We start from the raw sequence: 19,170 nt of genomic DNA, 5'->3' as shown, positions 1-19,170 counted from the left end.
GACGCCGCCGTGGGGCGTGCGGGAGGGCGATCAGCCCAGGCGCGCCTTGAGGTTCTCGTCGAGCGCAGCGAGGAAGTCCTCGGTCGTCAGCCACTCCTGGTCCGGGCCGACGAGGAGCGCGAGGTCCTTCGTCATCTGGCCGGCCTCGACGGTCTTGATGACGACGTCCTCGAGGGTCTGCGCGAACTCGGTGACCTCGGGCGTGCCGTCCAGCTTGCCGCGGTGCATGAGGCCGCGGGTCCAGGCGAAGATCGACGCGATCGGGTTGGTCGACGTCGGCTTGCCCTGCTGGTGCTGGCGGTAGTGGCGCGTCACGGTACCGTGCGCGGCCTCGGCCTCGACGGTCTGGCCGTCCGGGGTCATGAGGACGGACGTCATGAGGCCGAGCGAGCCGAAGCCCTGCGCGACGGTGTCGGACTGGACGTCGCCGTCGTAGTTCTTGCACGCCCAGACGTAGCCGCCCTCCCACTTCATGGCCGAGGCGACCATGTCGTCGATGAGGCGGTGCTCGTAGGTGAGGCCCTTCGCGGCGAACGCCTCGGCGAACTCGGCGTCGAACACCTCCTGGAAGATGTCCTTGAAGGCGCCGTCGTAGGCCTTGAGGATCGTGTTCTTCGTCGAGAGGTACACGGGGTACTCGCGCTGCAGGCCGTACGCGAACGAGGCGCGCGCGAAGTCGCGGATCGACTCGTTGAAGTTGTACATGCCCATCGCGACGCCGCCCTCCTCGGGCATGGTCACGACCTCGAACTTCTGCGGCTCGGAGCCGTCGGCCGGCTCGAACGTCATCGTGATCTTGCCGGGGCCCGGGACCTTGAAGTTCGTCGACTTGTACTGGTCGCCGTGGGCGTGACGGCCGATGATGATCGGCTTGTTCCAACCAGGCACGAGGCGCGGGATGTTCGAGATGATGATGGGCTCGCGGAAGACGACGCCGCCGAGGATGTTGCGGATCGTGCCGTTGGGCGAGACCCACATCTTCTTGAGGCCGAACTCCTCGACGCGCGCCTCGTCGGGCGTGATCGTCGCGCACTTGACGCCCACGTTGTACTGCTTGATCGCGTTGGCGGCGTCGATCGTGACCTGGTCGTCCGTCGCGTCGCGGTTCTGGATCGACAGGTCGTAGTACTTGAGGTCCACGTCGAGGTACGGGTGGATGAGGCGGTCCTTGATGAACTGCCAGATGATGCGCGTCATCTCGTCGCCGTCGAGCTCGACGACCGGGTTGACGACCTTGATCTTGCCCATGCGCAGATCGCTCCAACTGTCGGGGACTGGTGCCCCCGGGAGCCGGACGGCGACCGTGCGGCCCGTGGGGCCCGGTCCGTCGCACACAGGGGCGTTGCTGACCGCGGTCCAGGGTACTCGACTTCTCGACGTCAAGATACTTTCGCGGTGCTCGGTGAACCGACCGCATCGTGAGACGGGACGTCCGTTCTCAGGTGGAGCACCGCTGATTTCCACGCATCTCCCGGGTGGTGGTGGCAAGATGCCCCCAGATGCCGGAATGGCCGGGCACTCGGTCAGGCATCGTGCCGTCGTCCCGACCGCCTCCCGGTGCCGCACCGTGGCGGCCGGGCCGGGACTGCCCGAAGTACCCACCGAACCAGACAGGATCATCATGTCCCAGGACACCACCGCTCCCGGCGCACCGGAGGGCTTCGTCGACGACCCGCGCCCCGCGCCGACGGAGACCGTCGCCGTCGTCCAGCCGAGCCTCCTCGCGCGTCTCGGCGCCGAGGTCTTCGGCACGTTCTTCCTCGTCCTCGCGATCGTGGGTGTGGCGCTCTACACGTTCGTCAGCCAGCAGAACGCCCTGGCCGTCGGCCTCGCCGGCGGCATCGCGGTGATCGCGGGCGCCGCTGCCGTGGGCAACGTGTCCGGCGGCCACTTCAACCCGGCCGTGACGCTCGGCGCCGCGATCGGCGGTCGCACCGCGTGGCGCGACGTCCTGCCGTACTGGGTCGCCCAGCTCGTGGGCGCGATCCTCGCCGGGCTCGTGCTGCTCGCGACCGTCCCGTCGTCGCTGCCCGAGCTCCTCGGGCAGGAGGGCCGCGGCGGCGTGTTCGTCGCCACCGCGAACGGGTACGGCAGCTTCTCCTCGCTCGCGACGGCGTCGCAGGGCGGCACGGAGTTCGGCCTCGTCCAGGCGCTGCTCGTCGAGACCATCGTCACCGCCGTGTTCGTGGGCGTGATCCTCGGCGTCACCGACAAGCGCGCGAGCGTCCAGTACGCGCCGGTCGTCATCGGCCTCACGCTCACCGCGCTCATCCTCGTCGCCGCGCCGATCACCAACGCGTCGCTCAACCCGGCCCGCTCGATGGCCTCGGCGGTCTTCGCCGGCGACGGCGACCTGTGGAAGCAGCAGTGGGTCTTCTGGGTCGCACCGCTCCTCGGTGCCGCGATCGCCGGCCTCTTCTACCGCGCGTTCGCGTTCGCCCCGAAGCAGGACGACCTCCTCGGCGAGGACCAGGTCGTCACGCTGACCGAGGCCGAGGCCCCGGCCTACTCCGCGGCAGCCGGCGCCGCGGGCGCCGCCGGCGCGGGCGCCGTCGCGGCCGTGGTCGAGGAGGAGGTCGTCGTCACGGACGAGAACGGCGACGTCGTCGCGGTCGAGGAGGTCGTCGAGGTCGTCGAGGTGGACGAGCCCGAGGCGCCCGCGGCGGGCGAGGAGCCCGGTACGGACGAGGCCCCCAAGGCCTGACGTCTCGACGCCCGACGGGCCCGGACCGCGACCGCGGTCCGGGCCCGTCGTCGTCTGCCGTGGCGACGAGTCAGATCTCGCCCTGGTCGAGGCTCAGCGCGAGGAACGCCATGGCGACGGCGGGCGCGAGGAAGAAGAAGACGTCCAGGCCGCGCGAGCGCACGGTGATCCCGACGGGGCCGGGGCCCGGGATGGCCGCGCGGCACACCCCGGCCACGGCGAGCAGCACGGCGAGCGTGAAGCAGCCTGCGCGCGCACCGACGAGCACCGCGACGAGCGTCGAGACCGCGACGCCCGCGAGCACGAGCCACATCGCGGGCTGGCGTGACGGTGCGAGGCTCGCGGGAGGCTCCGGGACCGGCGGCCGGGCCTCGCCGTCTGGCCGAGCACCCGCAGGGGGCTCTCCGCCGTCCGGCTCGTCCTCGACGTGGTGCCACGCCGGCACGAGCGTCGGCGGCGGCCGGTGGCGCGTCCCTCCGTCTGCGGTGACGTCGGTCACGCTGCTGCACCTTCCACGCCCGGAATCCTACCGTCGTGGCCTAGCGTGACGTGCATGTCGTCCGCCGAGCCGCCGGTCCTCCCGCCCTCGTCTCCGCACCGCGGGGACCGCCCCGCGGCGACCTCCGAGCCCCCCTCGTCGGTCGTCGTCGTGGGCGGCGGCCTCGCCGGCGCCCAGACCGTCGGCGCGCTCCGCCGTCGGGGGTACACCGGGCGGGTGACGCTCCTCGGCGCCGAGGGTGTGCCTCCCTACGACCGGCCCCCGCTGTCGAAGGAGCTCCTGAGCCGCCCGAGCCCGGCGTGGCTGGCCGAGGACCTCGGCGTTGACGTCGAGGCTCTCGCCGACGAGGTCCGCCTCGCCGACCCGGCGGTACGGCTGGAGCGTCGCTCCGCGCCCGAGGGTGACGCTTGGGTGGTCACGACCCGGTCGGGCGAGCGCCAGGCCGCCGCCGCCGTCGTGCTCGCGGTCGGTTCCACGCCCGTCCGGCCCGTCGGCTGGGAGCACGCCCGCCTCCTGCACACCGCGCGCGACGCCGAGGACCTGCGCGGTGCGCTGCGGCCGGGGCTCCGCCTCGTGATCGTCGGCGCGGGCTGGATCGGTGCCGAGCCTGGCGGGGGTCGCGACCGGCGGGGGCGCGCGCGTCACGGTCCTCGAGGCGGCGCCGACCCCGCTCCGGCGACAGCTCGGGCCGGGCGTCGGCGCGCACCTCGCGCCCTGGTACGCCGCCGTCGGCGCGGAGCTCGTGACCGGCGCCGCGGTCGCGGAGGTCCGCCCCGACGGCATCCGGCTCGCCGACGGTCGCGAGCTCCCGGCCGACCTCGTGCTGGCCGCGGTGGGCTCTCGCCCCGCGACGGACTGGCTCGACGGCGCCGTCCCGCGCGACGTGCGGGGCAGCGTCCCCGTCGACGCGACCGGGGCCGTGCGCGGCCTGGACGGGCTCTGGGCCGTCGGCGACTGCGCGACGCGCGAGCATCCCGTGCTCGGTGCCGTCCCCGGCGGCCACTGGTCGGCTGCGCTCCACGACCCCGACGCGACGGTCGCCGCGATGCTCGGCGACGAGGACACCGGCCCGGCGCACGCTCCGTACGTGTTCTCCCAGCAGCTCGGCCACGACCTCGCCCTGTTCGGCGTGCCCGACGAGGCCGACGACGTGCTCTTCCGCGGCGACCCGTCGGGCGGGGCCACCGGCCACGAGGGCTGGGCCGCGTTCTACCTCGCCCCGGGGTCGCGCGTCGGCACGACGCCGGACGGTCGGGTCGCCGAGGTCCGGGCGGTCCTCCTGGTCGACTCGCCGCGCGACGTCGGCCCGGTCCGCAAGGCGATGAACCGCACCGGCCGTCTCCGCGTCGACCTCGACGTGGCGCTCGACCCGACCCGCCGCCTGCGAGACGCGCTCGCCTGACGCCCGGCACGCGACGGCCCCGCGGGTCCGAGGACCGGCGGGGCCGTCGAGCGTGGGGCGTCTCAGTGCGCGAAGTGGCGCGTCCCCGTGAAGTACATCGTCACGCCCGCCGCCTGCGCGGCCTCGATCACCTCGGCGTCGCGGATCGACCCTCCCGGCGCGACGACGGCGCGCACGCCCGCGTCGAGCAGGATCTGGAGGCCGTCGGCGAAGGGGAAGAACGCGTCGGACGCCGCGACGGCGCCGCGTGCCCGCTCCTCGCCCTCGGCGAGCGTGTTGGCGCGCTCGACCGCGAGGCGGCACGAGTCGACGCGGTTGACCTGCCCCATCCCGACGCCGACGGCGGCGCCGTCGTTCGCGAGGAGGATCGCGTTCGACTTCGCGGCGCGGATCGCGCGCCACGCGAACGCGAGGTCGGCGATCGTCGCGTCGTCGGCGGCCTCGCCGGTGACGAGGTTCCAGTGCTGCGGGTCGTCCCCGCCGGTGACGTTCCCGTCGGCGTCCGTCACGACGGCGTCGACCCGGTCGGTGCTCTGCACGAGCAGCCCGCCGCTCACCGGGCGGGTCTCGACGGAGGTCGTCGGCGGGGTGTCGACGACGAGGAGGCGGATGTTCTTCTTCGCCTGGAGGACCTCCAGCGCCTCGGGCTCGAAGCCGGGCGCGACGACGACCTCGGTGAACACGGGCGCGATCTGCTCTGCGGCCGCCTTGGTGACGACGCGGTTCGCCGCGATGACGCCGCCGTAGGCCGAGACGGGGTCGGTCGCGTGGGCGCGGGCGTGCGCCTCGGCGATGTCGGTGCCGACCGCGATGCCGCACGGGTTGGCGTGCTTGATGATCGCGACGGCGGGCGCGTCGTGGTCGTGCGCGGCGCGCCACGCGGCGTCGGCGTCGACGTAGTTGTTGTAGCTCATGGCCTTGCCGTGGAGCTGCGTCGCCTGGGCGAGGCCGTTCGCACCGTGGCCGTGGGTGTAGAGCGCGGCACGCTGGTGCGGGTTCTCGCCGTAGCGCAGCACGTCGGCGCGGTCCCACGTCGCACCGATCCAGGCGGGGAACCCGGTGCTCACGGTCTCGCCGTCGGTCTCGACCGCGTCCGTCGGTGCCACGACGTTGCCCATCCACGACGCGACGGCGACGTCGTACGTCGCGGTGTGCACGAACGCGGCGGCCGCGAGCGCCTTGCGCTGCGCGTAGGTGAAGCCGCCCGCCTGCACGGCCGCCACGACGTCCTCGTACCGGGCCGGGTCGACGACGACGGCGACGCTCGGGTGGTTCTTCGCGGCCGCGCGGACCATCGAGGGTCCACCGATGTCGATCTGCTCGACGACCTCGTCCGGCCCGGCGCCCGACGCGACGGTGGCGGCGAACGGGTACAGGTTGACGACGACGAGCTCGAACGGCGCGATGCCGAGCTCGTCGAGCTGCGCGAGGTGGTCGGCCTTGCGCGAGTCCGCGAGGATGCCGGCGTGCACGCGCGGGTGCAGCGTCTTGACCCGGCCCTCGAGGCACTCGGGGAACCCGGTGAGGTCCTCGACCTTCGTCACGGGGACGCCCGCGCCGGCGATCGTCGCCGCGGTGGAGCCGGTGGAGACGAGCTCGACGCCCGCCGCGTGGAGCGCCGTGGCGAGCTCGACGAGGCCGGTCTTGTCGTAGACGCTCAGGAGCGCGCGCCGCACGGGGCGCCGGGAGTCGTCGGCGAGCTGGACGTCGGGGGCGGCGGGCACGTGCGGGGCCGGGTGGGACATGACGAGGGGCTCCTCTGGGTCGCGGTCGCGGTCCGGCGGTGCACCGGTACCGAGTGGCTGAACCCAGGCGCCCAGGCGGTCGACGCACCAGCAGGTTGATCCGGCCGCTCCCCGGTGGTCGTTCCCACCCTCGCCAGTCGCGGCCGGGACGAGTCTACCGGCCCGGCCCGGCGGGCACCGGCTCGCCCGGCACGACGCCCGACGCGACGAGAGCGGCCGCGTCGTCGGCCCAGGTGTCCGGGGTGCCGACCCGCCACAGCGACCGGACCGTGCTGAGGACCGCGACGGTGACGACGAGGAGCCCCGCGAGCACCACGAGCGCCGTCCCGAGCCCGAACCGTTCGAGGAGCCCGCTCCCGACGAGCGGCACGAGGGGTCCGGCGGCGAGGCCGGTCAGCCCCAGGACGGACGAGAGCCTCCCCTGGAGCTGCGGCGGCGTGATCGCGGCCGCGTACCCGGACAGGCAGGCGTTCGCCGCGGGGACCAGCAGGAGCGCCGGCGGGAGCAGGAGGACGTACCCGACGTACGAGTTCAGGGCCGCCATCGCGGCGGCGCCCGCCGCCAGCGTGCCGAGCGCGCCGACGACGAGGACGCCCGCGCGGAACCGCGCGACGAGCCGGGGCGCGAGGACCGCGCCGACGAGCACGCCCAGGCCGACCGCGAGGTCGACCAGGCCGATGAGGAGCGGCGCCGTGCCCGTGCGCACGAGCTCGAGGTTGATGCCGACCATGAGGCCGCCGAACGCGACGTTGATGACGACGAACAGGCCGAGGAGAGCGCGGAACAGCGGCACGGACCACACGAACCGGAGCCCTTCGCGCAGCGCCTCCGTGGGGCGGGTCGCGCGCGCCGCGGCGACGTCGCCGTTGAGCGGCTCGCGCACGAACCACGTGCAGACGGCGGTCGCCAGGTGCCCGATCGCGGCGCCGGCGAGCGGGACGGCGTGCGCGACGGCGTAGAGGACGCCGCCGAGGGGCCCGGCGAGGAGGCTCGCGACGGCGTCCCGGCCCTGCACGGCTGCCAGCGCCGTCGGCAGCTGGGGCACGGGCACGACCGACCGGAACGCCCCGCTCGTGGCCGGGTCGACGAGCGCCCCGACGACCGACGCCCCGAAGAGCACGGCCGCGAGGTGCCAGGCGGTGAGCGACCCGAGCCCCGCGGCGAGCGCGACGGTCCCCCACAGCGCGGCACCGACGCCCGCGGAGACCGTGATGAGCCGGCGCCGGTCGACCCGGTCCGCCACGACGCCGGCGGGCAGGGTCGCGAGGAGCGCCCCGAGCTGGCCGACGGCGGCGACGACGCCCGCCTGCACGACCGACCCCGTGATCCCGTAGGCGACGAGCGGCACGGCGAAGAGCGCGACGCCCGCGCCGAGCGACTCCGCGGTCATCCCCGTCATGAGCAGCATGTACGACCGGTTGCGCAGGAGCGACGGCGGGACGGCGCCGCCGGGGGCGGCGACCGGCGCCACGGCGTCCTGGACGGCGGGGCCGGGAGCACGCGCCGTCGACGACGGGCCGGTGGGCGGGTGGTCCTCGACCGAGGCGGCGGCAGGCGGGTTCGTCATGGCACGAACCTAGGTGCGCAACTCCCATTGCGCAATGGTCGTTGCGCACTTGTTCCTGCGCACCTCCTCGTGCACGACCCCAGGCGTTGCTAGCCTCGGCCTGTGCTCGAGACCTTCCGCGTCCAGGACCCCGCGGCGCTGCGGGCGATCGCGCACCCGCTGCGGCAGCGCATCCTCATAGAGCTCGCCGTCCTCGGGCACGCGCGCGCCGCGGACCTCGCCCAGGCGACGGGAGAGCCCGCGAACTCCGTGAGCTTCCACCTCCGCGTGCTCGCCAAGGCCGGGATGATCGTCGAGGCGCCCGAGCACGCGCGCGACCGCCGCGACCGGGTGTGGAAGAACGTCGCGCAGAGCTACGCTGTCGAGCCGGGGACGCCCGACGCGGTGCGCCACGTGGTGCGACCGGCCCTGGCCTGGGCCGAGGAGACGTTCCGGCGCGGGAGCGAGACCGGGGCGCGCGAGGACCGGATCCTCGCGCTCAGCACGCTCGTGCTCACCGCCGAGCAGGCGGCGACGATGTCCCACGAGATCGCGGAGCTGCTCGAGCGCTGGACCGCGCGCTCGCTCGAGGAGGGACGGGCGGCGCCCCAGGAGGGTCGCGAGACCTACCAGGCTCTCGCCGTCCTCGCGCCGCGCGACCTCCCGCCCGCGGACGAGGCCACCGGCGAGGACGCGGAGGAGCCCGGCGCCTAGCCCAGCAGGGCCCGGCGGCCCTCGACGCGCAGCCCCTCGCGCGCGACGCGGCCGACCGTCTCGACGAGCAGCGCGCGCTCCGCGACCTTGATGCGCTCGTGCAGCGACAACTCGTCGTCTCCGTCCTCGACCGGGACGGCGACCTGGGCGATGATCGGGCCGGTGTCGACGCCGTCGTCGACCACGTGGACGGTGCACCCGGTCACGCGGACCCCGTACGCGAGCGCGTCCCGCACGCCGTGCGCCCCGGGGAAGGACGGCAGGAGCGCCGGGTGCGTGTTGATCGTCCGGCCCGCGAAGCGCCCGACGAACGCCGGGCCGAGGATGCGCATGAAGCCGGCGAGCACCACGAGGTCGGGCCGGAAGACGTCGACCGCCTGCGCGACCGCCTCGTTCCACGCGGCCCGGTCGTCGAAGTCCCCCGGAGCCACGACGACGGCGGCGACCCCGGCCTCGCGGGCGAGGTCGAGGCCCCCCGCGTCGGCCTTGTCCGACACGACGCCGACGACGCGCGCTCCGTAGGCGGCGTCGTCGTGCGCGGCGAGGATCGCGGCGAGGTTGGAGCCGGCGCCCGAGACGAGGACGACGACGCGGGCGGCGGAGGTGGACTCGACGGGGTGGCCGGACGGCGTCTGCACGGTGCTCCTGCGGGTGTCGGGGTGGCTCGGGTGTCGGGCTCGGCGGGAGGGGCGGGGCGCCCTCCAGGGCACCCGGCCTCCGATGGGAGAATGTACCGCGAGCCGCCCGACCGACCGAGGAGCTGCCCGTGGGCAACCCGTACGCACCGCCCCGTCCCGACGCGCCGCAGCAGCCTCGTCCCGAGCCGCAGCAGCCGCCGGAGGAGGGTGCGCGTCCGGACGCACCGGTCCCGCCCGGTGCCGGGCCTGGCACGGGTGCCCCGCTCCCCCCTCCGCCGCCGGGGTGGCCGGACCTGCACGCGCCCGCCGACGCCCGACCGCCGGCGCCGCCCGAGCCTCCGGAGCCGGACCCCGAGCTCGCGCGGCAGGCGACGCGACGCGTGCTGCACTTCGGACTGCTCCTGCTCGCGGTGATCGTCGTGAGCACGATGCCGTTCCCGTGGCAGGCCGTGAGCCTCGCGCTCGCGCTCGGGGCGATCGTCGTGGGCATCCGGGCGCTCATGGCCGTCTGGCGTGCGCGCGTGCGCGGGGCGCTCGTCCCGGCGCTGGGCATCGGGGTCGGCCTCTCCGCCATGCTTGCGCTCCAGATGGTCTCGACGCTCGTCACCTGGGACGTCGCGCTGGCGCACCAGCAGTGCCTCGACGGCGCGATCACCGTTTCGGCGGAGAAGCGCTGCGACGTCGAGCGGACCCAGGCGCTCGAGGAGAAGTTCGCCCGCTGGTTCCCCACACCGGCCCCCGCGTCGTCCTGACCGTCCGAGTTCGTGCCGCCCGCCTGAGACTCCGTCACCCGCTCGTGACATCCAGTCTCTAGGGTGTGCCCATGACGACCACGACCGTGACCCCTCGACCGGGCGCCGACGAGCGGCTCGCCCGGCTCATCCGGATCCCCACGGTGTCCGCCGAGCTCGAGCAGCGAGGGCTCGCGCCCTTCGACGAGCTCGTCGACCTGCTGGGCGAGCTGTACCCACTCGTCCACGAACACCTCGAGCGCGAGCGCATCACCGACCTCGGTCTGCTCTACCGCTGGCGCGGGCGCTCCGACGAGCCTCCGGTGGTGCTCATGGCGCACTACGACGTCGTCCCGGTCGACGAGAGCGACGACTGGACCTACCCACCCTTCGAGGGGCGTGTCGCCGACGGCTGGGTCCACGGGCGCGGCGCGCTCGACGACAAGGGGCCGCTCGTCGTCGTGCTCGAGGCGGTCGAGAACCTGCTCGCGGCGGGGTTCACGCCCGCGCGGGACGTCTACCTGTCGTTCGGCGGCAACGAGGAGTCGCACGGCGCGGCCGCGGCCGCGATCGCGACGACGTTGCGCGACCGCGGCGTGGTCCCGTGGCTCGTGCTCGACGAGGGCGGGGCGGTCACGGACTCCCCGCTCCCCCTCGTCCCCGGGAGCGCCGCGATGATCGGCGTCGGCGAGAAGGGCGTGCTCACGCTGCGCCTCACCGCGCGCGGCGAGGGCGGGCACGCGTCCGCCCCGCCCACGACGACGGCGGTCCGGCGCGTCGCGCGCGCCGTCGAGCGCCTCGGCCCGCGCACCTTCCCCGCACGCACGCCCGTCGCGATCTCGCGCATGCTCCGGCTCTTCTCCGACCGCGCGACCGGACCGGCGCGCACCGCGCTGCGCGCCCTGGCCGCCGCGCCGCCCGTGGCCGCGCAGACCTTCGCCGCGATGGGCGGCGAGGCCGCGGCGATCGTCCGCACGACCGTCGCGCCGACGATGCTCTCCGGCGGCACGGCCGCGAACGTGCTGCCGTCGCAGGCGTCCGCGACCGTCAACCTGCGGATCGCGCTCGGCGAGACCGTCGCGGGCACCGTCGAGCGCGTCCGGCGGCGCGTCGACGACCCGCAGGTCCAGATCGAGGTCGTCGAGGGCAGCGAGCCCTCCCCCGAGTCCCCCGTCGACGACGAGCGGTTCGCCCTCCTCGCCGCGTGCGTCGGCGTCTCGCACCCCGACGCGCTGCCCGCCCCGTACATCACGATGCAGGCGACCGACGCGCGGCACTTCCACCGGTTCTCCCCGGCCGTGTACCGGTTCGCGCCGCTCGCGATGTCCGCCGAGCTGCGCGCCACCATCCACGGCCTCGACGAGCGCGTCGAGGTCGCCGAGCTCGAGCGGGGCGAGCGGTTCCACCGCGCGCTCCTCGAGCGGCTACCCTGACGCTCCCCCACCTCCGGGGCGCGCGACGACGCGCGCCTCCCCACGCAGAAGGAGCAGCGATGGCTCGCTCGCTCACCGGGCGCCTCGCGGGTTCGACCCTCGCCGGCGTCGTCGGGTTCCTCGCCTTCGTCGAGCTGACGAGCGGCGTCCTCCAGGGCTACTACACGCCGATGCTCACGGACATCGCGCGGCACCTCGGCGTGCACGACGCCGACGTGAACTGGCTCGAGGGCTCCCAGCTCATGCTGTCGGCGCTCGTCGTCCCCGCGCTGGCCAAGCTCGGCGACATGGTCGGCCACCGGCGCATCCTCCTGTGGTCGACGGCGGTCACGGCGGCCGCGTCGCTCGTCCTGCCGTTCACGGACTCGTTCGCGGTGTTCCTCGTGGCGTGGGCCGTGCAGGGGTTCTACGTCGTGTGGCTGCCGCTGGAGATCGCGCTCGTCTGGTCGCGCGCCCGGCGCCTCGCGAACCCCGCCGCCGTCACCGCGCGCGCCGCGGGCGTCCTCGTCGCGGCGCTCGAGACCGGCGCGATCCTCGGCGCCCTCGCGGGCGGTGCGCTCGTCGACGCGCTCCCGCTGCGCGTCGTGCTCCTCGTCCCCGCGCTCCTGGTCGTCGTGTGCTTCGTCGTCGTGCTGCTCGGCGTGAAGGAGTCGCCCGACCCTGCGGGCGGGCGCTTCGACACCGTGGGCCTCGTGCTCGTCTCGCTCGCGCTCCTCGCGCTCACGGGCGGCCTCAGCCTGCTGCGCCTCGAGGGCGTCGTCGCGTTCGCGCCGTGGGCGCTCGTCGTGCTCGGCGCCGCGCTGCTGTGGCCGTTCGCCCGGTGGGAGCTGCGCCAGGACGACCCGCTCGTCGACGTGCGCATGTTCCGGTCCCCCACGCTGGGCCCGGTGTTCCTCACGGCCGGTCTGTTCGGCGTCTCCGTGCTCGGCGCCCAGGCACCGCTGTCCACGTTCGCGCGCACCGACCCCGCCGAGCACGGGTACGGGCTCGGCACGACCGGCTTCCAGACGTCCCTGCTCATCGGCGTCTACCTGATCGGCATGATCGTCGGCGCGCTCTCGTACCCGCGCGTCGCCCGGCGCGCGACGCCGCGTCTCACCCTCGTGGGCGCGTCCACCCTCGTGGGCGTCGGCTTCCTGCTCTTCCTGCCGCTCCACGCGACGTACGCGAACGTGCTCACCAACATGGTGATCGTCGGCCTCGGGTCCGGCGCGCTCGTCGCCGCGCTGCCTGCCGCAGCGGCCGCCGCCGCACCCCCGACGCTCACCGGCGTCGCGACCGGCCTGACGAACTCCGTGAAGACCGTCGGCGGGGCGGTCGCGTCGTGCGTCTTCGGCATCGCGCTCGCGGCCGCCGCACTCCAGGGCGGCGCGACAGAGAGCACGGCCGGCTCGTTCGGCGGGTACGTCACCGTCTGGGTCGTGTGCGGCACGACGGCGCTCGTCGCCGCCGTCCTCCTGCTCGCCGTCGTGCCGCGCCAGGCCTTCACCGACCCCGCCGCCGCGGCCCCCGTCGAGGCGGCAACAGCCGCGCGGTCCGCGGCATGACCGCCCCGACCCCGCCGCTCGCCGGCCCTCCCCCGTCGCTCCCGCCCGTGGACCGGGAGGGACTGCGCCGCAGGGGGTCCCCGTGGTGGTGGCTCGTGGTCCCTGCCGCGGTCCTTCTCGCCGCCGTGGCCCTCGTCGTCTGGGCGATCGTGCCCTTCGCCAACCACGACAGGCTCGAGCTCGTCGAGGACGACCGGATCCTGGCCGCCGCGGCGGACCCCTGCGCGCAGGTCGGGGAGGCGGGTGCGACGCTCGCGGTCGCGACGACGCCCGAGGAGCGCGCCACCGCTGCGCTCGACGTCGCACAGGCGGCCCGACGGCTCGCGACCGCCGTCGGCGCGGTGCCCACGGACGTCCTCGACGCCGACAGACCGGCGCGGTCGTGGGCCGACGACTGGGCGGTTCTCGCAGACCGCCTCGAGACCTGGTCGGCGAGCGTCGCCGCCGGCGAGGACGCCCGCTTCGAGCTCCCGCTCACCGAGGACGGCTGGTCCGTGGTGACGCGGATGGACCTCGCGGCCTCGCCCGACTGCCCCGTCCCGACGTCGGTGGTCGACCTCGACACGACTCCGCCCCCCACGCCGCCGCTCGACTGACGAGAAGCACCGTCCACGGCTCCCCCGCGGAAGCGTCCCGGCGTCAGCCCTCGTCGACGGGATCGCCGTGGCGGCGGCCCAGCACGTCGAGCCGCGCCCACAGGACGGCGAGCGCGGCGCCGCCGCCGATCTCGGCCGCGGCGAGCGCGCCGACGACGAGCGCGTCGGCGCCGACGACCTCGAGCCGACCGGGCCCGACCGCGCCGCCAGCGAGCCAGCTCACGAGCCCGACGAGGAGGCCCGCGCCGAGCGCGACCCCGCCCAGGGCGAGGCCGACGTCGAGCCACGGGACGTCGTCGTCCGGGTGGGTGCCCGTCACGTCGCGCAGGCGGCGCCACACGAAGGCCCCGGCCACCACGCCGAGCGCGACGACGACGGCCGGCACCCAGGGCGTCAACGGGTTGGTCCAGTCGTCGCCGGGCAGCGCGCCGAGCAGCGGGATCGCCGGCAGCGCGCCGGGCTCGGAGCCGGTCGGGGCGAACGTGCTGCCCTCGCCCACGGCGAAGCCCGGCCCGACGAGCCAGGCTCCCGCCCAGGCCACGACGTTCGGCAGGACGGCGAGCTGCGCGAGCGCGAGCACGATGCCGCCGACGGTCCCGGGCACGAGCCCGGCGACGATGTCGCCCGACGTCGCGCGGCCGGCGACGAGCCACGCCCCGACGACGACGGCCGAGACGCCGGCCAGCAGGCTCGTGCCGAGCAACCCGCCGCGCAGTCCCAGCCGCACCGACGGCGGGAGCCACCCGTCGAGCCGCTGCGTGAGGTCGCCGACGAGGGGTGCGTCCGGTCGCGCGAGGATCCCGGCGCCGAGGCCGAGCCCGCCGACGAGCGCTCCCCCGACGACCGCGACCGCGAGGCCCCAGGGCGGGGCGGACCCCGCGAGGAGCGCGACGCCGAGCGTCGCGAGCGCGTAGGTCACGGTGCCCGCGACCCAGGCGGACAGGGTCGTGTGCGCCGAGCGGCGCGCGGACGCGAAGCAGCAGAACAGCGCGAGCGCGGTGAGCCCCAGCGGGACCAGCGTGACGGTCGTCCCGCTCGCGACGAGCGGGACCCCGTGGCCGAGGAGCCAGAAGCCCGCGGCGATCGTCACCGACTGCCCCCACCCGCTGCCCTCGGAGGACCCGGTGGACGAGGCGAGGAAGGCCACCACGCCCGGCAGGACGACGACCGCGAGAGACAGCGCGAGCGCCTGGAGCGCGGCGAGCACGCCCGACGGCCCGCGCCGGACCACGACCGGTGCGGGGGCCGGGCTGCCGTCCACGGTGCGCGTGCGCGCACCACGCGTCGTGCTGGTGGTGCTCATGGTGCCCATCGTCGTCGATCGAGTGGTCGGTACGTGGCATTCGCCCCGGCGCGCCAGCCTACCCGCGCCTACGATCGGTCCATGACGACGGCGCCCGCCCCCACCGCGTTCGTCCTGGGTGGCGGTGGCGTGCGCGGCGCGGTCCAGATCGGCATGCTGCGTGCGCTGCTGGAACGCGGCATCACGCCCGACCTCGTGGTCGGGACGTCGATCGGCGCGATCAACGGGGCGGCGCTCGCGGCGGACCCGACGCCCGCCGTCGTCCCCCGCCTCGAGTCCGCCTGGTCGTCGCCCGCGGCCGCGCAGGTCTACGGCGAGGCGTGGTACCGGCAGGTGCACCGGCTCGCGACGACGCGCACCCACCTCGCCAGCCCCGCACCCCTGCGCGCGCTCCTGCGCCAGGTGCTCGGGGAGCGCACGACGTTCGCCGACCTCGCCGTGCCGCTCGTCGTCGCGGCGGCGTCGATCGAGCGGGCGGCCGAGCGCTGGTTCAGCGACGGCCCGCTCGTCGAGGCCGTGCTCGCCTCGGCGTCCGTGCCGGGCGCGCTGCCGCCCACGCGCATCGGGGACGAGCACTACGTCGACGGCGGCGTGGTCTCCTCGATCCCGCTGGGCGAGGCCGTGCGCCGCGGCGCACGGACGGTCTGGGTGCTCCAGGTCGGCCGGATCGAGGAGCCGCTGCGACCGCCGCGGACCGCGGTCGAGGTCGCGAAGGTGACGTTCGAGATCTCCCGGCGGCACCGGTTCGCGCGCGAGCTCGCCGAGGTCCCCGACGACGTGACGGTCCACGTCCTCCCGAGCGGCGGGCCGCTCCCCGGCGACGACCGGCTCTCGTCGTCGCGCCGGCTCGACACGACCCGAGCGCGCGCGGCCTCGTCGTACGCGGCGTCGCGCCGCTACCTGGACGAGCTGGGCGGCGACGCGTGAACGTCCCGCCCCCGCCCCGCTGGGTCCGTCGGCTACTCCTCGCGCCGGCCGTCGTCGTCCTCGCGGTCCTGCTCGTCCCGACGAGCATCATGCTCGTCCTGCTCGTCGGCGGCATCGTGAGCTGGGCGCTGCCCGGCCGCCTGCGCGCGCCGCGCGTGCTGTGGCTCGCGAGCTTCTACGTCGTGTGGGACGCCGCTGCCCTCGTCGCGCTGTTCGGCCTCTGGGTGGGCTCCGGCTTCGGACGGGCCCTGGACCGTCCGGCGTTCCGGCGCGCGCACGTCCGCCTCGCGGGCACGATGCTCTCGGTGCTCTTCTGGCAGGTGCGCTGGACGCTGCGGCTGCGGATCGACGTCGACCTCAGCGAGGCCGACGGGCTCGACGGGGCCCCGGTGCTCGTGGTGAGCCGCCACGCAGGGCCAGGCGACTCGTTCGTCCTCATGGACCGTATCGTCAACGCGGCGGGGCGGGAGCCGCGCGTCGTGCTCAAGGACACGCTCCAGTGGGACCCGGCGATCGACGTCCTGCTGCACCGCGTGCCGGCGTACTTCGTGGTGCCGCGCTCCCGGCGACCGCACGGCGCGCCGTCCGGCAGCGAGGCGGTCGCCGAGCTCGCCACCGACCTGGCGCCGGACTCCGCCGTGCTGCTCTTCCCCGAGGGCGGGAACGTCACGCCGCGCCGCCGCGACGCGCGCATCGCGGCGCTGCGATCCTCCGGCGAGGACGACCTCGCCCTCCTCGCCGAGGGGATGCCGCACGTCATGGCGCCGCACGTCGGCGGGTTCCTCGCCGCGCTCGACGCGACGCCGACGACGGGCGTGGCGGTCGTCGCGCACACGGGCCTCGAGCGCCTGGTCACGGTGCGGGACATCTGGCGCGAGCTGCCGATGGACAAGCGCCTCACGCTCAAGATCTGGGCGACGCCCCGCGAGGCGCTCCCGGCGGGCGACGAGGAGCGCGCCGCGTGGCTCTACGCGCAGTGGGTGCGGCTCGACGCGTGGCTGGCCGCCTCGGGCGCGCCGACGGTCCCGAGCGGCGACCGCGACCCGGCTCCCTGACGTCGGGCGCCGGCCCGGACGCACGACGCCCCGCGACCGGCGGAGCGGTCGCGGGGCGTCGGGTGCGTGGACCCGGGCCGTGGGTCCTGCGGTGGAGCCAGGGTCAGGCGAGGACCTCGCGCAGGAGCGCAGCGGTCTCGGACGGCGTCTTGCCGACCTTGACGCCGACGGCCTCGAGGGCCTCCTTCTTGGCCTGCGCGGTGCCCGCGGAGCCGGAGACGATCGCGCCGGCGTGGCCCATCGTCTTGCCCTCGGGGGCGGTGAAGCCCGCGACGTAGCCGACGACCGGCTTCGTGACGTGCTCCTTGATGTACGCCGCGGCACGCTCCTCGGCGTCGCCGCCGATCTCGCCGATCATGACGATCGCCTGGGTCTCGGGGTCGTTCTCGAACGCCTCGAGCGCGTCGATGTGCGTGGTGCCGACGATCGGGTCGCCGCCGATGCCGATGGCGGTCGAGAACCCGAGGTCCTTGAGCTCGTACATCATCTGGTAGGTCAGCGTGCCCGACTTCGACACGAGACCGACCGGGCCCTTGCCCGTGATGGTGTGCGGGGTGATGCCGGCGAGCGACTCGCCCGGCGTGATGATGCCGGGGCAGTTCGGGCCGATCATGCGCGTCTTCTTGCCCTGGAGGTAGGCCCAGACCTCGGCCGTGTCCTGGACGGGGACGCCCTCGGTGATGACGACGATGAGGGGCATCTCGGCGTCGACGGCCTCGATCGCGGCGTCCTTGGTGAACGCCGGCGGGACGAAGAGGACGGACACGTTCGCACCGGTCTCGGCCATGGCCTCGGCCACGGTGCCGAACACGGGGAGCGTGACGTCGTTGCCCTCGTGGTTCTTGTGCGTGACGGTCGTGCCGGCCTTGCGGGCGTTGACGCCGCCGACGATCTGCGCGCCCGAGTCGAGCATGAGGGCGGTGTGCTTGGCACCCATCCCGCCGGTGATGCCCTGGACGATGATCTTGGAGTCGGAGTTCAGGTAGATCGACATGGTGTTCTCTGTCTCAGCTTTCCGCGTCTTCGGGCGATCAGGCGTTGGCCAGCTCGGCAGCCTTGTCGGCCCCGCCGTCCATGGTCTCGGCGAGGGTCACGAGCGGGTGGTTCGCCTCGCGCAGGATCGCGCGGCCGAGGTCCACGTTGTTGCCGTCGAGCCGCACGACGAGCGGCTTGGACGCCTCGTCGCCGAGGATCTCGAGCGCGCCGACGATGCCCTTGGCGACCTCGTCGCACGCGGTGATGCCGCCGAAGACGTTGACGAACACCGACTTGACCTGCGGGTCGTTGAGGATGACGTCGAGGCCGTTCGCCATGACCTGCGCGTTGGCGCCGCCGCCGATGTCGAGGAAGTTGGCCGGCTTCACGCCGCCGTGGGCCTCGCCCGCGTACGCGACGACGTCGAGCGTGCTCATGACGAGCCCCGCGCCGTTGCCGATGATGCCGACCTCGCCGTCGAGCTTGACGTAGTTGAGGCCGTTCGCCTTCGCCTTGGCCTCGAGCGGGTCGGTCGACTCCTTGTCCTCCAGCGCCTCGTGGTCCGGGTGACGGACCTCCGACGCGTTGTCGTCCAGCGTGACCTTGCCGTCGAGCGCGATGATCGAGCCGTCCTCGGTGCGGACGAGCGGGTTCACCTCGACGAGCGTCGCGTCCTCCGCCGTGAAGACGGTCCAGAGCTTCTGGATGACCGCGGCGACAGGCGCCTTGAGCTCCTCGGCGAAGCCTGCCGCGTCGACGATCTCGCGCGCCTTGGCCTCGTCGATGCCGACGATCGGGTCGACCGCGACCTTGGCGAGCGCCTCGGGGCGCTCGACCGCGAGCTGCTCGATCTCCATGCCGCCCTCGACGGAGCACATGGCGAGGTAGTTGCGGTTCGACCGGTCGAGGAGCACCGAGAAGTAGAACTCCTCGGCGATCTTGGCGCCCTGGGCGACCATGACGCGGTGGACCGTGTGGCCCTTGATGTCCATGCCGAGGATCTCGGACGCCTTCTCGGCGGTCTCCTCGGGCGAGTGGGCGAGCTTGACGCCGCCGGCCTTGCCGCGGCCGCCGGTCTTCACCTGGGCCTTGACGACCACGGTGCCGCCGCCGAGCTTCTCAGCGCCTGCGCGGGCCTCCTCGGGCGTCGTCGCGACGACCCCGCCCAGCACGGGCACGCCGTGCTTCTCGAAGATGTCGCGCGCCTGGTATTCGAACAGGTCCACCCTGCTGCGTCCTTCCGTCTGATGCGCCGTGTGCGGCATGACCGATGTCTCGACATCAAGACATCCCCGTACAGGGTAGCCCGGGAAGGCGGCGGCTCCTATCGCGCGGTGGCACCCGACCGTGGCCGC

17 protein-coding genes, 1 pseudogene and 1 riboswitch are annotated in these 19,170 nt (G+C 74.6%); of the genes and pseudogenes, 10 read left to right on the top strand and 8 right to left on the bottom strand.

Going from position 1 to position 19,170, the window contains the following annotated elements:
* Window positions 1–30: 30 nt before the first annotated feature.
* Window positions 31–1,248, bottom strand: coding sequence for an NADP-dependent isocitrate dehydrogenase (locus tag ACN9MS_RS06170; protein ID WP_426311154.1), 1,218 nt, complete (start codon window positions 1,246–1,248; stop codon window positions 31–33).
* 373 nt (window positions 1,249–1,621) lie between these two features.
* Between ACN9MS_RS06170 and ACN9MS_RS06165 the strand changes: the two genes are divergently transcribed.
* Window positions 1,622–2,704 (top strand): MIP/aquaporin family protein, encoded by a 1,083-nt coding sequence (locus ACN9MS_RS06165; RefSeq protein ID WP_426311153.1) that lies wholly within the window; start codon window positions 1,622–1,624, stop codon window positions 2,702–2,704.
* A 70-nt stretch (window positions 2,705–2,774) separates the two neighbouring features.
* Here ACN9MS_RS06165 and ACN9MS_RS06160 read toward each other — a convergent pair whose 3' ends face one another.
* The gene (locus tag ACN9MS_RS06160) at window positions 2,775–3,203 is read right to left on the bottom strand and encodes a DUF3017 domain-containing protein (protein ID WP_426311152.1); all 429 of its coding nucleotides are present in this window, start codon (window positions 3,201–3,203) and stop codon (window positions 2,775–2,777) included.
* 54 nt (window positions 3,204–3,257) lie between these two features.
* Between ACN9MS_RS06160 and ACN9MS_RS06155 the strand changes: the two are divergent.
* Both ACN9MS_RS06155 and ACN9MS_RS06150 read left to right on the top strand, forming a co-directional pair.
* Window positions 3,258–3,749, top strand: a pseudogene (locus ACN9MS_RS06155) (FAD-dependent oxidoreductase); the annotation flags it as partial.
* A gap of 52 nt (window positions 3,750–3,801) precedes the next feature.
* On the top strand, window positions 3,802–4,605 hold the full coding sequence (locus ACN9MS_RS06150; protein ID WP_426311151.1) for an FAD-dependent oxidoreductase: 804 nt from the start codon (window positions 3,802–3,804) through the stop codon (window positions 4,603–4,605).
* Between the two features lie 62 nt (window positions 4,606–4,667).
* Here the strand turns inward: ACN9MS_RS06150 and purH are convergent, their stop codons facing one another.
* Window positions 4,668–6,350 carry a bifunctional phosphoribosylaminoimidazolecarboxamide formyltransferase/IMP cyclohydrolase gene (gene purH / locus ACN9MS_RS06145; RefSeq protein ID WP_426311150.1) on the bottom strand — a complete coding sequence of 561 codons (1,683 nt, stop codon included), beginning with the start codon at window positions 6,348–6,350 and terminating at the stop codon, window positions 4,668–4,670.
* Window positions 6,351–6,412: 62 nt separating this feature from the next.
* Window positions 6,413–6,501, bottom strand: a riboswitch (ZMP/ZTP riboswitch).
* Between the two features lie 3 nt (window positions 6,502–6,504).
* Window positions 6,505–7,917: an MFS transporter gene (locus ACN9MS_RS06140; protein ID WP_426311149.1), complete on the bottom strand. Its 1,413-nt coding sequence runs from the start codon at window positions 7,915–7,917 to the stop codon at window positions 6,505–6,507.
* 102 nt (window positions 7,918–8,019) lie between these two features.
* Between ACN9MS_RS06140 and ACN9MS_RS06135 the strand changes: the two genes are divergently transcribed.
* Window positions 8,020–8,610 (top strand): ArsR/SmtB family transcription factor, encoded by a 591-nt coding sequence (locus tag ACN9MS_RS06135; RefSeq protein WP_426311148.1) that lies wholly within the window; start codon window positions 8,020–8,022, stop codon window positions 8,608–8,610.
* Here ACN9MS_RS06135 and purN read toward each other — a convergent pair.
* Complete coding sequence (gene purN, locus ACN9MS_RS06130) at window positions 8,607–9,248, bottom strand: phosphoribosylglycinamide formyltransferase (protein WP_426311147.1); 642 nt, start codon at window positions 9,246–9,248, stop codon at window positions 8,607–8,609. The genes ACN9MS_RS06135 and purN overlap by 4 nt on opposite strands.
* 128 nt (window positions 9,249–9,376) lie before the next feature.
* Between purN and ACN9MS_RS06125 the strand changes: the two genes are divergently transcribed.
* From ACN9MS_RS06125 to ACN9MS_RS06110, 4 genes are all read left to right on the top strand, one after another.
* Window positions 9,377–10,000: a hypothetical protein gene (locus ACN9MS_RS06125; protein WP_426311146.1), complete on the top strand. Its 624-nt coding sequence runs from the start codon at window positions 9,377–9,379 to the stop codon at window positions 9,998–10,000.
* A gap of 71 nt (window positions 10,001–10,071) precedes the next feature.
* Window positions 10,072–11,412 (top strand): M20/M25/M40 family metallo-hydrolase, encoded by a 1,341-nt coding sequence (locus ACN9MS_RS06120; RefSeq protein WP_426311145.1) that lies wholly within the window; start codon window positions 10,072–10,074, stop codon window positions 11,410–11,412.
* 59 nt (window positions 11,413–11,471) lie between these two features.
* Window positions 11,472–12,959 (top strand): MFS transporter, encoded by a 1,488-nt coding sequence (locus tag ACN9MS_RS06115; RefSeq protein WP_426311144.1) that lies wholly within the window; start codon window positions 11,472–11,474, stop codon window positions 12,957–12,959.
* Window positions 12,956–13,555: a hypothetical protein gene (locus ACN9MS_RS06110; RefSeq protein WP_426311143.1), complete on the top strand. Its 600-nt coding sequence runs from the start codon at window positions 12,956–12,958 to the stop codon at window positions 13,553–13,555. Before ACN9MS_RS06115 ends, ACN9MS_RS06110 begins: the two co-directional genes overlap by 4 nt.
* Window positions 13,556–13,598: 43 nt before the next feature.
* Here ACN9MS_RS06110 and ACN9MS_RS06105 read toward each other — a convergent pair whose 3' ends face one another.
* Entirely contained in the window at window positions 13,599–14,858 is a 1,260-nt protein-coding gene (locus ACN9MS_RS06105; protein WP_426311142.1) for a DUF6350 family protein, read from the bottom strand.
* 81 nt (window positions 14,859–14,939) lie between these two features.
* Between ACN9MS_RS06105 and ACN9MS_RS06100 the strand changes: the two genes are divergently transcribed.
* Together ACN9MS_RS06100 and ACN9MS_RS06095 are read left to right on the top strand one after the other, a co-directional pair.
* On the top strand, window positions 14,940–15,785 hold the full coding sequence (locus tag ACN9MS_RS06100; protein ID WP_264032065.1) for a patatin-like phospholipase family protein: 846 nt from the start codon (window positions 14,940–14,942) through the stop codon (window positions 15,783–15,785).
* Entirely contained in the window at window positions 15,782–16,840 is a 1,059-nt protein-coding gene (locus tag ACN9MS_RS06095) for a 1-acyl-sn-glycerol-3-phosphate acyltransferase (protein ID WP_426311141.1), read from the top strand. Before ACN9MS_RS06100 ends, ACN9MS_RS06095 begins: the two co-directional genes overlap by 4 nt.
* Window positions 16,841–16,943: 103 nt before the next feature.
* Here ACN9MS_RS06095 and sucD read toward each other — a convergent pair whose 3' ends face one another.
* Both sucD and sucC read right to left on the bottom strand, forming a co-directional pair.
* The gene (gene sucD / locus ACN9MS_RS06090) at window positions 16,944–17,834 is read right to left on the bottom strand and encodes a succinate--CoA ligase subunit alpha (RefSeq protein WP_426311140.1); all 891 of its coding nucleotides are present in this window, start codon (window positions 17,832–17,834) and stop codon (window positions 16,944–16,946) included.
* 37 nt (window positions 17,835–17,871) lie between these two features.
* Window positions 17,872–19,041, bottom strand: coding sequence for an ADP-forming succinate--CoA ligase subunit beta (gene sucC, locus ACN9MS_RS06085; protein ID WP_087471387.1), 1,170 nt, complete (start codon window positions 19,039–19,041; stop codon window positions 17,872–17,874).
* Window positions 19,042–19,170 lie beyond the last annotated feature (129 nt).

Origin of the sequence: Cellulosimicrobium sp. E-16, from assembly GCF_049913115.1 — a bacterium.
GTDB lineage: Bacteria > Actinomycetota > Actinomycetes > Actinomycetales > Cellulomonadaceae > Cellulosimicrobium.
This window is presented reverse-complemented; position numbering and strand designations above follow the sequence as displayed.

Bases quoted from the DNA above. Each gene is read 5' to 3' on its own strand.
- ACN9MS_RS06170 (WP_426311154.1), bottom strand. From the start codon at position 1,248: ATGGGCAAGATCAAGGTCGTCAACCCGGTCGTCGAGCTCGACGGCGAC.
- ACN9MS_RS06165 (WP_426311153.1), top strand. From the start codon at position 1,622: ATGTCCCAGGACACCACCGCTCCCGGCGCACCGGAGGGCTTCGTCGAC.
- purH (WP_426311150.1), bottom strand. From the start codon at position 6,350: ATGTCCCACCCGGCCCCGCACGTGCCCGCCGCCCCCGACGTCCAGCTC.
- ACN9MS_RS06140 (WP_426311149.1), bottom strand. From the start codon at position 7,917: ATGACGAACCCGCCTGCCGCCGCCTCGGTCGAGGACCACCCGCCCACC.
- ACN9MS_RS06120 (WP_426311145.1), top strand. From the start codon at position 10,072: ATGACGACCACGACCGTGACCCCTCGACCGGGCGCCGACGAGCGGCTC.
- ACN9MS_RS06115 (WP_426311144.1), top strand. From the start codon at position 11,472: ATGGCTCGCTCGCTCACCGGGCGCCTCGCGGGTTCGACCCTCGCCGGC.
- ACN9MS_RS06110 (WP_426311143.1), top strand. From the start codon at position 12,956: ATGACCGCCCCGACCCCGCCGCTCGCCGGCCCTCCCCCGTCGCTCCCG.
- ACN9MS_RS06105 (WP_426311142.1), bottom strand. From the start codon at position 14,858: ATGAGCACCACCAGCACGACGCGTGGTGCGCGCACGCGCACCGTGGAC.
- ACN9MS_RS06100 (WP_264032065.1), top strand. From the start codon at position 14,940: ATGACGACGGCGCCCGCCCCCACCGCGTTCGTCCTGGGTGGCGGTGGC.
- sucD (WP_426311140.1), bottom strand. From the start codon at position 17,834: ATGTCGATCTACCTGAACTCCGACTCCAAGATCATCGTCCAGGGCATC.